This window comes from Nocardia salmonicida, from assembly GCF_036142455.1.
Classification (GTDB): Bacteria; Actinomycetota; Actinomycetes; order Mycobacteriales; family Mycobacteriaceae; genus Nocardia; species Nocardia salmonicida.
In genome coordinates this window covers 7,323,789-7,337,612 of sequence record NZ_CP108014.1, presented here as the reverse complement: position 1 = coordinate 7,337,612, position 13,824 = coordinate 7,323,789, and the positions used below count along the sequence as shown (strand labels likewise).

Here is a 13,824-nt window from a genome sequence, read left to right as displayed (position 1 = left end):
GAGCCATCAGTCCCACTTCTCGCCGCAGATCGAACGGGAGTCTTCTTGACCACCACCGTCACCGCCGATCCCATTCGCGACTACCTGACCACGATCGGCCGCACTCCCCTGCTGACCGCCGAGCAGGAATACGCCCTCGGTGCGCGCATCGCCGCGGGTGCCGCCGCGCGCGCCGAGATCGACTCAGCCGGTGACGAACTCACCGCCGCGCGACGAGAACTGTTGCACCGCACCGAACTCGACGGTCTGCGCGCGAAAGATCAGATGGTGCGGGCGAACCTGCGCCTGGTCGTCTCCATCGCCCGCCGGTTCCCGACCAATACCGGGATGTCGCTGCTCGATCTGATTCAGGAGGGCACGCTCGGACTGATGCGGGCGGTGGAGAAGTTCGACCACGAGCGTGGGCTCAAACTCTCCACCTACGCGACGTTCTGGATCCGGCAGTCGATCGGTCGCGCGCTCACCGATCAGGGGCGCGCGATCCGGCTGCCCTCGAATGTGGCCGACGTGCTGCACCGGGTGATCCGGGTGCGGCGCGAGCTGACCCACCAGCTGGGGCGCGCGGCCACGACGGAAGAACTCGCCGTCGGCGCCGAACTCACTGTCGCGCAGGTCGAAGCGATGCTGCGACACGAAGCCGAGCCGGTGTCGCTGCACGCGCCCGTCGGCGAGGACACCGATCTGGGCTCACTACTCCCCGACACCACGCCGGCACCGGCGGATGTGGTCGCGGATCGAATGCTCGGCGGCTACGTCGAGACGGCCTTGACGGTGCTCACCGAACGAGAATCCGCCGTCATCCGGCTGCGGTTCGGCCTCGATCGCGGTGAAGGCCGCACGCTGGAGGAGGTGGGTTCGGCGCTCGGCTTCTCCCGCGAGCGGGCACGCCAGATCGAGGCGAAAGCCATGATCAAGCTGCGCAGACCCGCCTGCGCCCGTACGCTAGCAGGATTGCTGGGGTGAACTTCCCTCCTATCTTACTCCAGAGTAAGATAGGAGCATGGCATGGAAACCAACTGACATCGCGGACCAGTCCGGGCGCACGTTCGTGATCACCGGGGCCAACGGCGGCCTCGGCGCCGAAACCACCAAGGCGCTGGCAGGTAAGGGCGCCACCGTGATCATGGCCTGCCGCAACGCGAGTAAGGCCCAGCCCATCGCCGACGCCATCCCCGGCGACGTGCGGGTGGCCGCGCTCGACCTCGCCGATCTGGCTTCCGTGCGCGAATTCGCCGAGCAGCAGGGCGAATTCGATGTGCTGATCAACAACGCGGGCCTGATGAACATCCCCTTCTCGCGCACCGCCGACGGGTTCGAAACCCAGTTCGGCGTCAACCACCTCGGCCACTACGCGCTCACCGGACTGCTGCTCGATCGCGTCCGCGACCGGGTGGTGTCGATCGCCAGCATCGCCCACAAGCAGACGCCGAAGCTGTGGATCGACGACCTCAACTACGAGAACCGCCGCTACCAGCGCAATCTCGCCTACGCCCAGGCCAAGCTCGCCAACCTGATGTTCGGCCGTGAACTGCAGCGCAGGCTCACCGAGGCCGGATCGGCGAAGAAGTCCTACGTCGTGCACCCCGGGGTCTCGGCAACGGATCTGTTCGCCCGCACCGAGACCCCGCTGGATCGGATCAGCAAGCCGTTCATCAGGCTCATCGGCCATGCGCCCGCCAAGGCCGCGCACTCCACACTGTTCGGGGCGACCGAACCCGACGCCGATCCCACCACCTACTGGGGGCCCAACCGTTTGATGCAGTCCCAGGGGCCGGTCGAGGCCTGCCCGTCGAGCAAGATCTCGCGTGACCCCGAACTGCTGCGCAGGCTGTGGGAGGAATCCGAGCGGATGACCGGGATCAGCTACAAGTTCTGATTCACGCCACCACCGCGAGCACGATCTTGCCGCGGGTGCGCTGATTGTCGCCGATCTCGTGGGCCTTGCTCACCAGCTCCAACGGCAGCACGGTCTCCACGTGGGGTCGCAGCGCACCCGCTTCGACCAGGTCCGCGATGGCGCGCAGGCTCGCTCCGTCGGGTTCGACGATCATGAATCCGGCACGCACTCCGAGCGGGCGGGCCTGCTCGACCAAGGCCGCTTCCGCCGGGGAAGCCAGCGATACGACGATCCCGCCCGGGCGAAGCACCCCCAGGGATCGCGGGCCGTATTCGCCGCCGACGGTGTCGACCACCACGTCGACGTCGCGGGCCGCGTCGACGAAATCTGTTGTCGTGTAGTCGATGACCTCGTCGGCGCCGAGATCACGGACGAACGCGTGATTGTCGGCGCGCGCCGTGGCGATCACATACGCGCCGCGCGCCTTGGCGATCTGCACCGCGACATGGCCGACCCCACCCGCCCCGGCGTGGATCAACACCCGCTGACCCGGCCGCACGTCGGCGGTGTCGACGAGCGCCTGCCATGCGGTGAGCGCGACGAGCGCCAGTGCGCCGGCTTCGGTGTGGGTGAGGTTCGCCGGCTTGCGCGCGAGATGGCGGGTCGGCGCGGTGACGTAGTCGGCGTAGGTGCCCGCGGCGTGCGGCAGGCGCGGCATGCCGAACACCTCGTCACCAGGGGCGAACAGCGTCACGCCGAGGCCGACCTCCTCGACCACGCCGGACACGTCCCAGCCCAGCGGGGTGATCGCGCCGAACAGCCCACCGCTGCTGCGATGCCATGAATCGGTCGGGTTCACCCCGGCGGCGTGAACGCGGATCAGCACTTCCCCCGGGCCCGGCGTCGGCTTGTCGACCTCGATCACCCGCAGTACCTCGGGTCCGCCGAAGGTGTCCTGCCCGATTGCCCGCATTGCTCGTCTCCCTTGTCTCGCATGCCGTTTCGAAAGGATCCGGCTGTGTGCGAACCACGATGCCGGGTCGGCATGGCGGCGACGAGTGGCAAGAAAGCCAATATGTGTAAGAATCTTGCCATGCATCGCGTGGTGGTTCTGGCACTGAACGGGGTCTATCCGTTCGAATTGGGGATCCCGGCCCGGATCTTCGGCACCGCGGAAGGTCCCGACGGCGCCGCGCTCTACGACGTGCGCACGTGCAGCCTCGACGGGGCGCCGGTGTCGACGAATGCCGATTTCACGATCGCCGTCGAGTTCGACAGCAGCGCGCTCGACGAGGCCGACACCGTGGTGATTCCGCCGTTCTCCACGTGCGACGCACCGGAGGCGGAGTGGATGCCCGCCGGACTGGCCGATGCGCTGGGACGCCTGCGGCCGGATACTCGCATCGTTTCGATCTGCACCGCGGCGTTCGTCCTGGCTGCTCTCGGCCTGCTCGACGGCCGCCCCGCGACCACGCACTGGAAGCAGGCAGAGCGGTTCCGCACCCGGTTCCCGCAGGTCGAAATGGATGCCGACGTGTTGTTCGTCGACGAAGGCCGCATCCTCACCGCGGCGGGCAGTGCCGCGGGCATCGACGCCTGCCTGCACCTGCTGCGCCGCGATCACGGCAGCACGGTCGCCAATCGCGTCGCCCGCCTGTGCATCGTGCCGCCGTGGCGCGACGGCGGCCAGGCCCAGTTCATCGACCGCCCGATCCCCGAGCCGACCACCGCGACGACGGCGGCCACCCGTGCCTGGGCGATGACCCACCTCGACCGCCCGCTCCCGCTCACCGAACTGGCCGCCCACGCCCGGATGAGCGTGCGCACCTTCTGCCGCCGCTTCCGCGAGGAGACCGGCCTGCCACCCGGCCAATGGCTCACCCAGCAACGCGTCGGCCACGCCCGCCACCTCCTCGAAGCCACCGACCTTCCCATCGACCGCGTCGCCGCCGACGCGGGCCTGGGCACCGCGGCCTCCCTGCGTCAACACCTGGCCACCACCATCGGCGTCTCCCCGACCGCCTACCGCCAGACCTTCCACGCCAGGACCGCGCGGTGAGCACCGCGACCTGCTCCTACGCAGCCTGTAGTAGGCGGGTACCGTGGAGCGCGTGTCCGTTCCACCTCCTCGCCCGGCGCACAATCGTCCGGCTCTGATCGCGCTGGTCTGTGTCGCCGCGCTGGGCTGTCTGGCGCTCGCCTGGTGGCAGTGGGAGCGGTACGAATCGTCGTCGGGGACCGGCCAGAATCTCGGCTACGCGCTGCAGTGGCCACTGTTCGCCGGTTTCGCGGTGTTCGCCTATGTGCGGTTCGTGCGGCTGGAACGCGAGGCCGACGAGCCGACGCCGCCGCGTCCGGGCAAAGCGGAGGCGCCGCGCGAGATCCCCGCGGGCATCCTGCCGGAACGCCCCGCCGCCGCCTCGTCCCACGACCCTGAAACGGCCGCCTACAACCAGTACCTGGCGCAACTGCACGCCAGCGACATCGACGCGCAGGTCCGCACCGCCGGCTTGCACTCCCCCGAGAGGAATGCCGGGTGACCGACAACAACACCACCGCACCGTCGCTGGACACCGACTCCGCCGCCCCCGCGGGCAGCGCCCCCGCCGCCAAGATCGCCTCGGCCCTGCTGCGCTATCGCGTCCTGGCCTGGGTCACCGGTCTGTGGCTGCTGCTGCTCACCGTCGAGGTGATCGCCAAGTACGGCTTCGGCGCCGACACCCCCAGCTGGATCGCGGTCGTGCACGGCTGGGTGTACTTCGCCTACCTGTTGGTCACCGCCGACCTCGCCGTGAAGGTCCGCTGGCCCATCGGGCGCACCGTCGGCACCCTCATCGCGGGCACCATCCCCCTGCTGTCCTTCTTCGTCGAACACCGCAACGCCAAGGAAATCAAGCAGCAGTACAGCCTCTGACCTCGACGAAAAGCGCCGCCGCCCCGGTGATCCGGAGCGGCGGCGCTGTCGTTGTACGGTCAGCTCCCCGAGCTCAGGCCAGGGCGGCCAGGGCGGGGATGAGCTGGGTCAGGGCGCGGCCCCGGTGGGAGACCGCGTCCTTTTCGGCGGGGGTGAGTTCGGCGGCGCTGCCGGTGCCGCCCTCGGGGAGGAACAGCGGGTCGTAGCCGAAACCGCCGTCGCCGCGGGGTTCGCGGGCGATGGTGCCCGGCCATTCGCCGCGCACCACCGTGGTCGTGCCGTCGGGCAGGACCAGCGCGCAGGTGGAGACGAAGCGGCCACCGCGGCGGTCGTCGGGGACGTCGCCCAGTTGGGCCAGCAGCAGGGTGTTGTTCGCGGCATCGTCACCGTGGCCGCCCGCCCAACGGGCCGACAGCACGCCGGGCATCCCGTTCAGCGCGTCCACTTCGATGCCGGAATCGTCGGCCACACAAGGCAATCCGGTCGCGACGGCACCGTCACGCGCCTTCGCGATCGCGTTCTCCTCGAAGGTGGCGCCGGTTTCGGGCGCCTCCTCGTAGGGCGGCACCTCGTTCAGGCTCACCAATTCGACTCCGGCCACGCCTGCTTCGTCGAGAATTCGGCGAAGCTCTTTCAGCTTCTTGGCATTTCGGCTGGCGACCAGCACGCGCGCGGCCACGACTACTTCTTCGCGGACAGCTCGGGCAGGGCGCCCGGGTACGGCAGCGCCAGCGCCGCCTTCTGGATCGCGAACAGCTGCTCGGCGCCGTGGAAGGCCGAGTCGAGCATCTTGTCCAGGGTCGAGCGCGGGAACGTCGCGCCCTCGCCGGTGCCCTGGATCTCGACCAGAGTTCCGGTATCGGTGGCCACCACGTTCATGTCGACCTCGGCGCGCGAGTCTTCCTCGTAGGGCAGGTCGAGGCGAACGCGCCCATCGACCACACCCACGCTGACCGCGGCGATCATGCACGAGATCGGCTGTGGGTCAGCCAGTTTGCCCGCGGCGGCCAGGTAGGTCACCGCATCGGAGAGCGCCACATAGGCGCCGGTGATCGCGGCGGTGCGGGTGCCGCCGTCGGCCTGCAGCACATCGCAGTCGAGCGCGATCGTGTTCTCGCCGAGCGCGGCCAGGTCGATGCAGGCCCGCAGCGAACGCCCGATCAGCCTGCTGATCTCCTGCGTCCGCCCGCCGACCTTGCCCTTCACCGACTCCCGACCACTGCGGGTGTGCGTGGCGGCGGGCAGCATCGCGTATTCCGCGGTCAGCCAGCCCAACCCCGAATCCCGGCGCCACGGCGGCACCCCCTCGGTGACGCTCGCGGTACACATCACCCGCGTCTGCCCGAATTCCACCAGCACCGAACCCGCCGGGTGCGTGGTGAAACCCCGAGTGATCTTCACGTCGCGGAGTTCGTCATCCGCCCTACCATCAGCTCGTCTAGACACGCTGGACAGACTAACCCGTACCGCGTCGCCTACCACCCCAGGTCCGCCATGATCGCGTTCGCGGCCAGGGATCCCCGCGCGCCTACAGGTCGAACGTCTCCCCTGGAGATACCGCGTGTACCGGCCCCGAGAACGCCGCCTTGGCCTCCGCGATCACATCCTCACGTGAAGTCCACGGCGGAATGTGGGTCAGCAACAGTTCCTTCGCCCCGGCGCGGGTCGCGATCTCGCCCGCCTCGGTTCCCGAAAGATGAATCCCCGCAGGACGATTCGCCGGATCGTGGGTCCACGACGCCTCGGCCAACAGCACGTCGGCGCCCTGCGCCAGCTCGACGACGGCATCGCACATCGCGGTGTCGCCGGTGTAGACGAAGACCCGACCGTCGGCGGCGGTGATCCGCAGCCCGTAGGACTCCGGCGGGTGGAACATCCGCCGAGCTTCCACCGTGTGACCGGGACCGAACGGGATCGGCGTGTTCTCGACCCAGGCCTGCGAGTCGATCACGTCGGACCAGTCGTCGGTCTCGCCCCCGATCTCGGCGGACGCGTTCCCGATCCGCAACGGCGCATCGGACGGCCCGCGGACCAGGGCCTTACCGGTCGGCGGATTCGGATGGTAGCGACGCCACACCAGCAACGCGGGCAGATCCAAGCAGTGATCCGCGTGCAGGTGGGTGAGGAAGATGTCGACATCGGCGGGGTTCATGTGCTTCTGCAGCGCGCCGAAGATCCCGGGACCGAAGTCGATGACTGTCGGCCGCATATCAGGGCCCGTCAGCAGGTAGCCCGACGCTGGAGAGTCCGGGCCGGACACGCTGCCCGAGCACCCGAGGACGGTAAGGCGCATGCCCCCATGCTGCCACGACGTGCTGGTACTCAATGCAGGATCCCCCCAATTTCCAGACCGGATCCCCGGCTACCGCGTTGGTGCTGCGCGGCCGACCGATGCTCCACGGCGGCGTCGACGTTCATCTGACGAGAGTACCCAGCCCGCGAGCACTCCACCCACCGCCCCGAAAAGATGTCCCTGCCAAGAAATTCGAGGGTCGCTCGGCAGCACGCCCCACAGCATCGAGCCGTAGAACACCAGGATCACCAGCCCCACCACGATCTGGCCCACATTGCGCGCGAACCACCCGCGACAGATCAGATACGTCAGCCAACCGAACACGATCGACGACGCTCCGACGTGCACACTCCCCGCCGAACCGGTGAGCCAGGTGCCGACGCCCGCGATCACCCAGATGATCGCCGTCGCGGCGATCCCCCGCCCGATCCCGGAGAGCAACACGAGGAACCCGAGCACCAGCAACGGCAGCGTGTTGGCGAACAGATGGTCCCAGCCGCCGTGCAGCAGCGGCGCCCAGAGAATGCCGTCGAGCCCGGCCACCTCACGCGGTTCGATCCCCGCCGAGTCCAGTTCGCCGGGCGCGCCGGGGGGTGAATCGTAGGAGAGCACCATGTCGACGCCCTCGATCACATACAGCGACCCCACGAAACCCAGAATCACCACCGCGGCCCGAATCCACGACCCGCCTCGCGACGCACCGACGCTCGGACTCGCGTTATCGAACGAGGCACCCACCCCACCGCTCACCGACATCGCCTCCACTCCGGCAATGGACTGTCGAACAGCCCGTTGACCAGAGCGTACCGAAGCCGGGCGGCATCCGGTCAGGCCCAGAGTTGCCCGTCCAGCTTCTCCTCGGCTTCGTCCAGCGTGCCGTCGTATGCCCCGGTAGACAAATACTTCCACCCGCCATCGGCGACCACGAACGCGATATCGGCCCGTTTGCCCGCCTTCTGCGCCTTCTTCGCGATGCCGAGCGCGGCGTGCAGGATCGCCCCGGTGGAGATACCGGCGAAGATTCCCTCCTCGCCGACCAGTTCACGAGTGCGCTTCACCGCGTCGTAGGGCCCCACCGAGAAACGGGTGGTCAGCACTTTCTCGTCGTAGAGTTCCGGAATGAATCCCTCGTCGATATTGCGCAGGCCGTAGACCAGCTCGCCGTACCGGGGTTCCGCGGCCACGATCTCGATATCGGGCACCTGTTCACGCAGATACCGACCGGTGCCCATCAGGGTTCCGGTGGTACCGAGCCCCGCGACGAAATGCGTGATCTCCGGCAGATCGGCCAGCAATTCCGGCCCGGTGTTCTCGTAGTGCGCGAGCGCGTTGGCCGGGTTGCCGTACTGGTACAGCATCACCCAGTCCGGATTCCGCGCCGCGATCTGCTTGGCCATCGCCACCGCTTGATTGGACCCACCCGCCGCGGGCGAGTCGATGATCTCGGCGCCGAACATCGTCAGCAATTGCCGCCGCTCCACCGAGGTGTTCTCCGGCATCACACAGACGATCCGGTAACCCTTGAGTTTGGCCGCCATGGCCAGCGAGATCCCGGTGTTGCCGCTGGTCGGTTCCAGAATCGTGCACCCGGGGGTGAGCAGCCCGTCGGCCTCGGCCTGTTCGATCATCCGCAGCGCGGGCCGGTCCTTGATCGAGCCCGTGGGATTGCGGTCCTCCAGCTTGGCCCACAGCCGCACATGATCGTCGCCGTCCCATTGGGGCGACAGTTTCTGCAATCCGACGAGCGGGGTATTGCCGAGCGTCGCGATCAGGGATTCGTAGCGGGCCACGGTGTCAGGCGCCGCCGGCCACGGCGGGCAGGATGGTCACCGATGCGCCCGCGGGCACCTCGGCGTCCAGACCACCCGAGAAGCGCACATCCTCGTCGTCGACGTAGATGTTGACGTAGCGGTTCAGCTTGCCGTCCGACAGCAACTTCTCGGCCAGCCCGGGGTGATTGGCGTCGAGGTCGGAGATGAGCGCCGACAGCGTCGAGCCCTCGCCCTGCACGCGCTTCTCACCCCCGGTGATACCGCGCATGATGGTCGGAATGGACACGGTTACCGGCATGGGGACTCCTCGGGGTGGTGACTTTTCTCGGACGGGTTCAGTAGGACTCGACGATGCGCACCGGTTCTTCGGTGACCTCGCCGTCGACGATGCGGTAACTGCGCAGTTCGTGGGACTGCGGATCGCGCGTGGAGACGAGCACATAGTGCGCGTCCGGTTCGGCGGCGTAGGAGATGTCGGTGCGGCTCGGGTATGCCTCGGTGGCGGTGTGTGAGTGGTAGATGACGACCGGCACCTCGTCGGCGTCGTCCATCGCGCGCCACACGCGCAGTTGTTCCCCGGAATCGAACCGGTAGAAGGTGGGCGAGCGTTCGGCGTTGACCATCTCGACGAAGCGTTCGGGCCGGTCACTGTCCTCGGGACCGGCGATGATGCCGCAAGCCTCGTCGGGGTGGTCGGCGCGGGCGTGCGTCACCATCGCGTCAACGAGATCGGCCCTGATCACCAGCACTTGTCGACCCTTTCCACATCCTGCCTGCGTGCTGTCGAGCACCTTCCTCGACAACGACTCACCCTATTCGGGTATTCCGCGGGGCATGCACTCCGGTCCCGGACGGGTCGTCACCGCAGGCGCGGACAGTCGCCGAAGGGCTGGTCCGCAGGTGGTTCGGACTGCATGGCAGCCTCATCGACCGAGAGTGGGCTACGACTGCCGATCAGCGCGGAAACAAGTCGTAGTAGGCGGGAATTCCGGCGATCGAGTTCGCGGCGAGCACCGCGTCGACGACGGCGCGCTCGACGACCACCGCCGCGGCCGTACACAACTGGTCGAGCAGCAGCAGATCAGTGGGAAACGCGGGCGGCAGCGGGAGCGGGGCGACCTCGATCGCGCCGGTGGACAGCGCGAACAGGGTGTCGCCGTCGAGCGGGGAATGCACGGGTCGGATAGCCCGGGCGAGTCCGTCGTGCCCGGTGGCGGCCATCCGTCGACAGCCGGCCGGGTCGAGGGCGGCATCGGTGGCGATCACGCCGATCGTCGTGTTGAGAACCATGCTCTTCGCGGGTAGCGCGGCCAGTGCGGCGATCTCGTCCGGTGTCCCCTGCCGCAACCCGAAGAAGTCGGGTCCGTCGGTGCCGACGCCCCACGGCAACCCGGTGCGCGGATCGACGACCGACCCGACGGGATTGGCCACGATCACGGCGCCGACGGTCACCCCGGCCCCTGGGCCGTCCGCGAGAACCACACTCGCCGAACCGATTCCGCCCTTGATCGCGCCCGCCCGCGCGCCGACACCGGCACCCGCGGTTCCCCTGGCGAACTCGGTCGACGCCGCCGCGGCCGCGCCATATCCGAAATCGGCGTCGGGCCGGATGCCCCAGTCACCGACCGGCAGATCGAAGATCACCGCGCCCGGCACGATCGGCACCACCCGACCCGCGTCGGTCGGGTCCATCGGAATGCCCTCGCCGTGTTCCTCCGACCAGCGCATCACCCCGTCGGCGGCGGCCAGGCCGTACGCGCTGCCGCCGGTGAGGAGCACGGCGTGGAGCTGGCGGACGGTGTTGGCGGGGTCGAGCAGGTCGGTTTCCCTGGTGCCGGGTCCGCCGCCGCGTACGTCGACCGAGGCCGTCGCGCCGCCGGGGACCCGCACCACCGTGCAGCCCGTCGCCGCGCCGGTACCGAGGGTGACTTCGTCGTCGAGCACTTGGTGATGCCCGACCAGTACCCCGGCGACATCAGTGATCGAATTGCGTACTCCGGGGCCGCTACGCATCATCTCGTCCTTCGTCGGCGAATCCGGTCGTCGTGCTCAGGGCGCGAGCGCTTGCAGTAGCGAATCCTGCATCCACGTCAGCCAGTGGTAGACGTCCAGATGCGGAGCGCGCGGGTCTTCCGGATCGAAATGGTCGGGCGTGTCGTCGTCGATATCGAGCAGGGTGCCCAGCGCGAGCCGGACATCGGTGAGCGCGGCCAGCCACGCGTCGGCCTGCTCGGGGGTGAGCACGATCTTGCCGCCCATTTCCGGGCAACTGTCGAGCACAGTCCGGCCCGCGGCGAGTTTCGCGTCGATGATCTCCGGCTCGTGCAGGCTGCGCAGCGCACTGTTGAGATCGGCGCGCTTGGCATCGGGGGAACCGGGTTCGGCGCGGTGGAAATCGGGCAGCAGGCGCAGCAGCTGCGGATCGTCGGGCGGGGTGGAGTTGCCGGTACGCAGGCCGGTGAGCGCGGCGAGTTCGTCCTCGGGGGCGTCGGCGGCGCGGTCGCTGAGCAGTCCGGACACCGCGCCGATCAGGGAGCGAAGGACGGTCGCCTCGTGCTCGTCCATTTCGGATCGAAGCTTGAGGCCACTCAGTGAGTTCTTCCTGCTCCACTTACGCACAGGGCCCAGGTTACTCAGGTCGTCAGTCGCGCTGCATGGTTGCCCAGAGCCCCGCGGCGTGCAATCGACGCACGTCCTGCTCCATCTTGTCGCGCGAACCCGAGGACACCACCGCCTTGCCCTCGTTGTGCACCTGCATCATCAACTCGGTCGCCTTGGCTTTGCTGTAGCCGAACAGCTTCTGGAAGATGTAGGTGACGTAGTGCATGAGGTTCACCGGATCGTCCCAGACGACGGTGACCCAGGGCCTGTCCTCGGCCTCCAGGATCTCGGTGTATTCCGTAGTCTCCGGCGTCGCCTGCGGTGCCGGCAGTGCGGCGTTCACAGCGTCGGTGACGGCGCCGGCCCGAACGGTATTGCACACGGCCATGAAAACCAGGGTACGACGAGGCCCGCAGGAAACAACACCCGCGGTGACTAGAGTTTCTGGTGTGCAGATCCGTGACGAGTTCGCCAGCACCGCGCTGCTGACCGACCAGTACGAGCTGACCATGCTGGCCGCGGCGCTGGCCGACGGTTCGGCCCGTAGACAGTGCACCTTCGAGGTGTTCGCCCGGCGGTTGCCGCACGGGCGCCGCTACGGCGTCGTCGCCGGTACCGGGCGCCTGCTCGACGCGCTGACCCATTTCCATTTCGGCGCCGACGAGCTCGCCGTGGTCGCGAAGTTCCTCGACCCCGCCACCGTCGACTGGTTGCGGGAATATCGCTTCACCGGCGATATCGACGGCTATGCCGAGGGTGAGCTGTACTTCCCCGGTTCGCCGATCCTGACCGTGCGCGGCAGTTTCGCCGAGTGCGTACTGCTCGAGACCCTCGCGCTGTCGATCTTCAATCACGACAGCGCGATCGCCTCGTCGGCCGCCCGCATGGTGAGCGCCGCGGCCGGTCGGCGGATGATCGAGATGGGATCGCGGCGCACCCACGAACTCGCCGCGCCGTCGAGCTCACGCGCCGCCTACCTGGCCGGATTCGACGCCACCTCCAACCTCGAGGCCGTGCGCAGCTTCGGCGTGCCCGGTGCGGGCACCAGCGCCCACGCGTTCACCCTGCTCCACAGCGGCGCCGACGGCGAACACGAGGCAGCGGCGTTCCGCAGCCAGATCGACACGCTCGGCATCGGCACCACTCTGCTGGTCGACACCTTCGACATCACCAGGGGCGTCGCCACGGCCATCGAGGTGGCCGGTCCCGAGCTGGGCGGTGTGCGCATCGACTCCGGTGACCTCGGCGTGTTGGCCAGACAGGTCCGTGACCAGCTCGACGAACTCGGCGCCACCGGCACGCGCATCGTGGTGTCCGGTGATCTCGACGAGTACGCGATCGCGGCGCTGCGAGCCGAGCCGGTCGACGTGTACGGCGTCGGCACCTCGGTGGTCACCGGTTCGGGCGCGCCGACCGCGGGCATGGTCTACAAGCTGGTCGAAGTCGACGGCATCCCGGTCGCCAAACGGTCGAGTCACAAGCAGTCGCGCGGCGGGACCAAGAAGGCCGTGCGATTGGCCCGTGCCACCGGCACGATCGTCGAGGAGATCGTCTATCCCGAAGGTGGAGAAGCACCGGCTACCAACGGTTTCCAGGTGCGGGAGTTGCAGATTCCGCTGGTTCGCGGCGGCGAGGTCGTCGACGGCGTCGCCACCCTGGCGCACAGTCGCGATCTTGTCGCGCGCGGCTTGGTGAGTCTGCCGTGGGAAGGACTGAAACTCTCCGCGGGCGAGCCCGCAGTGCCGACGACTTTCCTCGGCTGAGCGCGCGGCCTTCGGACAGGGTGGCCGCCGCGCCGTCCGCAGCGGAGAATGGTGCGCGTCGACAAGGTGGAGGATGACATGGCACGCGGCCTGATAATCGTGGATGTACAGAACGACTTCTGCGAGGGCGGCTCGCTCGCGGTAGCCGGTGGTGCGGCAGTAGCCGCCGCGATCACCGATTTCGTCGCACGTGAGCAGTACGACGCGGTCGTAGCCACCCGCGACTGGCACATCGATCCCGGCCCCCATTTCTCCACCGAGCCCGACTACGTCGACTCGTGGCCACCCCACTGCCGAGTGGGCACCCCCGGCGCCGATTTCCACCCGGCGCTCGACACTTCGCCCATCCAGGAAACCTTCTCCAAGGGCGAATACACCGCCGCCTACTCCGGATTCGAAGGCGCGGCAGCGGACGGCACCTCCCTCACGGATTGGCTGCGCGCCCACAATATCGACGCTGTCGACGTGGTCGGCATAGCCACCGACCACTGCGTCCGAGCCACCGCGGTGGACGCCGCCGACGCCGGATTCGACACCACAGTGCTGCTCGACCTCACCGCGGGCGTCGCCCCCGACACGACCGAATCCGCCCTGGCCACCCTCCGCGATGCGGGCGTGCGCCTGCGCCCCTGAATACTTGCCGC

18 protein-coding genes are annotated in these 13,824 nt (G+C 68.4%); 7 read left to right on the top strand and 11 right to left on the bottom strand.

The window, feature by feature from the left end:
* Nucleotides 1-45 precede the first annotated feature (45 nt).
* Both OHS03_RS34220 and OHS03_RS34215 read left to right on the top strand, forming a co-directional pair.
* Entirely contained in the window at nt 46-963 is a 918-nt protein-coding gene (locus tag OHS03_RS34220) for a sigma-70 family RNA polymerase sigma factor (RefSeq protein WP_328659702.1), read from the top strand.
* Nucleotides 964-1,000: 37 nt separating this feature from the next.
* Nucleotides 1,001-1,876 (top strand): oxidoreductase, encoded by an 876-nt coding sequence (locus tag OHS03_RS34215; RefSeq protein ID WP_328659699.1) that lies wholly within the window; start codon nt 1,001-1,003, stop codon nt 1,874-1,876.
* A 1-nt stretch (nt 1,877) separates the two neighbouring features.
* Here OHS03_RS34215 and OHS03_RS34210 read toward each other — a convergent pair whose 3' ends face one another.
* On the bottom strand, nt 1,878-2,810 hold the full coding sequence (locus OHS03_RS34210; protein WP_328659698.1) for an NADP-dependent oxidoreductase: 933 nt from the start codon (nt 2,808-2,810) through the stop codon (nt 1,878-1,880).
* 102 nt (nt 2,811-2,912) lie between these two features.
* Here OHS03_RS34210 and OHS03_RS34205 point away from each other — a divergent pair, with 102 nt between their 5' ends.
* From OHS03_RS34205 to OHS03_RS34195, 3 genes are read left to right on the top strand one after another with little or no spacing between them, the layout of a single operon-like run.
* Complete coding sequence (locus tag OHS03_RS34205; protein ID WP_328664531.1) at nt 2,913-3,896, top strand: GlxA family transcriptional regulator; 984 nt, start codon at nt 2,913-2,915, stop codon at nt 3,894-3,896.
* Between the two features lie 52 nt (nt 3,897-3,948).
* Nucleotides 3,949-4,377: a transcriptional regulator gene (locus OHS03_RS34200; RefSeq protein ID WP_405150041.1), complete on the top strand. Its 429-nt coding sequence runs from the start codon at nt 3,949-3,951 to the stop codon at nt 4,375-4,377.
* A gap of 26 nt (nt 4,378-4,403) precedes the next feature.
* Complete coding sequence (locus OHS03_RS34195) at nt 4,404-4,751, top strand: DUF3817 domain-containing protein (protein ID WP_056817867.1); 348 nt, start codon at nt 4,404-4,406, stop codon at nt 4,749-4,751.
* A 73-nt stretch (nt 4,752-4,824) separates the two neighbouring features.
* On the opposite strand, the gene rdgB is transcribed toward OHS03_RS34195, so the two are convergent.
* The 10 genes from rdgB to clpS form a co-directional block, all read right to left on the bottom strand.
* The gene (gene rdgB / locus OHS03_RS34190; protein ID WP_328659694.1) at nt 4,825-5,430 is read right to left on the bottom strand and encodes an RdgB/HAM1 family non-canonical purine NTP pyrophosphatase; all 606 of its coding nucleotides are present in this window, start codon (nt 5,428-5,430) and stop codon (nt 4,825-4,827) included.
* A gap of 2 nt (nt 5,431-5,432) precedes the next feature.
* The gene (gene rph, locus OHS03_RS34185; protein ID WP_056817802.1) at nt 5,433-6,197 is read right to left on the bottom strand and encodes a ribonuclease PH; all 765 of its coding nucleotides are present in this window, start codon (nt 6,195-6,197) and stop codon (nt 5,433-5,435) included.
* 82 nt (nt 6,198-6,279) lie between these two features.
* Nucleotides 6,280-7,044 carry a cyclic nucleotide-degrading phosphodiesterase gene (locus tag OHS03_RS34180; protein ID WP_056817804.1) on the bottom strand — a complete coding sequence of 255 codons (765 nt, stop codon included), beginning with the start codon at nt 7,042-7,044 and terminating at the stop codon, nt 6,280-6,282.
* 69 nt (nt 7,045-7,113) lie between these two features.
* Nucleotides 7,114-7,800: a rhomboid family intramembrane serine protease gene (locus OHS03_RS34175; protein ID WP_328659693.1), complete on the bottom strand. Its 687-nt coding sequence runs from the start codon at nt 7,798-7,800 to the stop codon at nt 7,114-7,116.
* 71 nt (nt 7,801-7,871) lie between these two features.
* Entirely contained in the window at nt 7,872-8,834 is a 963-nt protein-coding gene (locus OHS03_RS34170) for a PLP-dependent cysteine synthase family protein (RefSeq protein WP_328659691.1), read from the bottom strand.
* 4 nt (nt 8,835-8,838) lie between these two features.
* Nucleotides 8,839-9,114: a MoaD/ThiS family protein gene (locus tag OHS03_RS34165; RefSeq protein WP_056817808.1), complete on the bottom strand. Its 276-nt coding sequence runs from the start codon at nt 9,112-9,114 to the stop codon at nt 8,839-8,841.
* Nucleotides 9,115-9,151: 37 nt separating this feature from the next.
* The gene (locus OHS03_RS34160) at nt 9,152-9,565 is read right to left on the bottom strand and encodes a M67 family metallopeptidase (protein WP_328659689.1); all 414 of its coding nucleotides are present in this window, start codon (nt 9,563-9,565) and stop codon (nt 9,152-9,154) included.
* Between the two features lie 205 nt (nt 9,566-9,770).
* Nucleotides 9,771-10,832, bottom strand: a complete 1,062-nt coding sequence (locus OHS03_RS34155; RefSeq protein ID WP_328659686.1) for a P1 family peptidase — start codon at nt 10,830-10,832, stop codon at nt 9,771-9,773.
* Nucleotides 10,833-10,865: 33 nt separating this feature from the next.
* Nucleotides 10,866-11,435 (bottom strand): oxidative stress transcriptional regulator AosR, encoded by a 570-nt coding sequence (aosR, locus tag OHS03_RS34150; RefSeq protein ID WP_062991795.1) that lies wholly within the window; start codon nt 11,433-11,435, stop codon nt 10,866-10,868.
* A 22-nt stretch (nt 11,436-11,457) separates the two neighbouring features.
* Nucleotides 11,458-11,805, bottom strand: coding sequence for an ATP-dependent Clp protease adapter ClpS (clpS, locus tag OHS03_RS34145; protein WP_056817816.1), 348 nt, complete (start codon nt 11,803-11,805; stop codon nt 11,458-11,460).
* A gap of 61 nt (nt 11,806-11,866) precedes the next feature.
* Here clpS and OHS03_RS34140 point away from each other — a divergent pair, with 61 nt between their 5' ends.
* Nucleotides 11,867-13,180, top strand: a complete 1,314-nt coding sequence (locus OHS03_RS34140; RefSeq protein ID WP_328659684.1) for a nicotinate phosphoribosyltransferase — start codon at nt 11,867-11,869, stop codon at nt 13,178-13,180.
* A gap of 78 nt (nt 13,181-13,258) precedes the next feature.
* A complete protein-coding gene (locus OHS03_RS34135; protein ID WP_056817870.1) occupies nt 13,259-13,813 on the top strand; it encodes an isochorismatase family protein in 555 nt (184 codons plus the stop codon).
* Nucleotides 13,814-13,824: the final 11 nt, after the last annotated feature.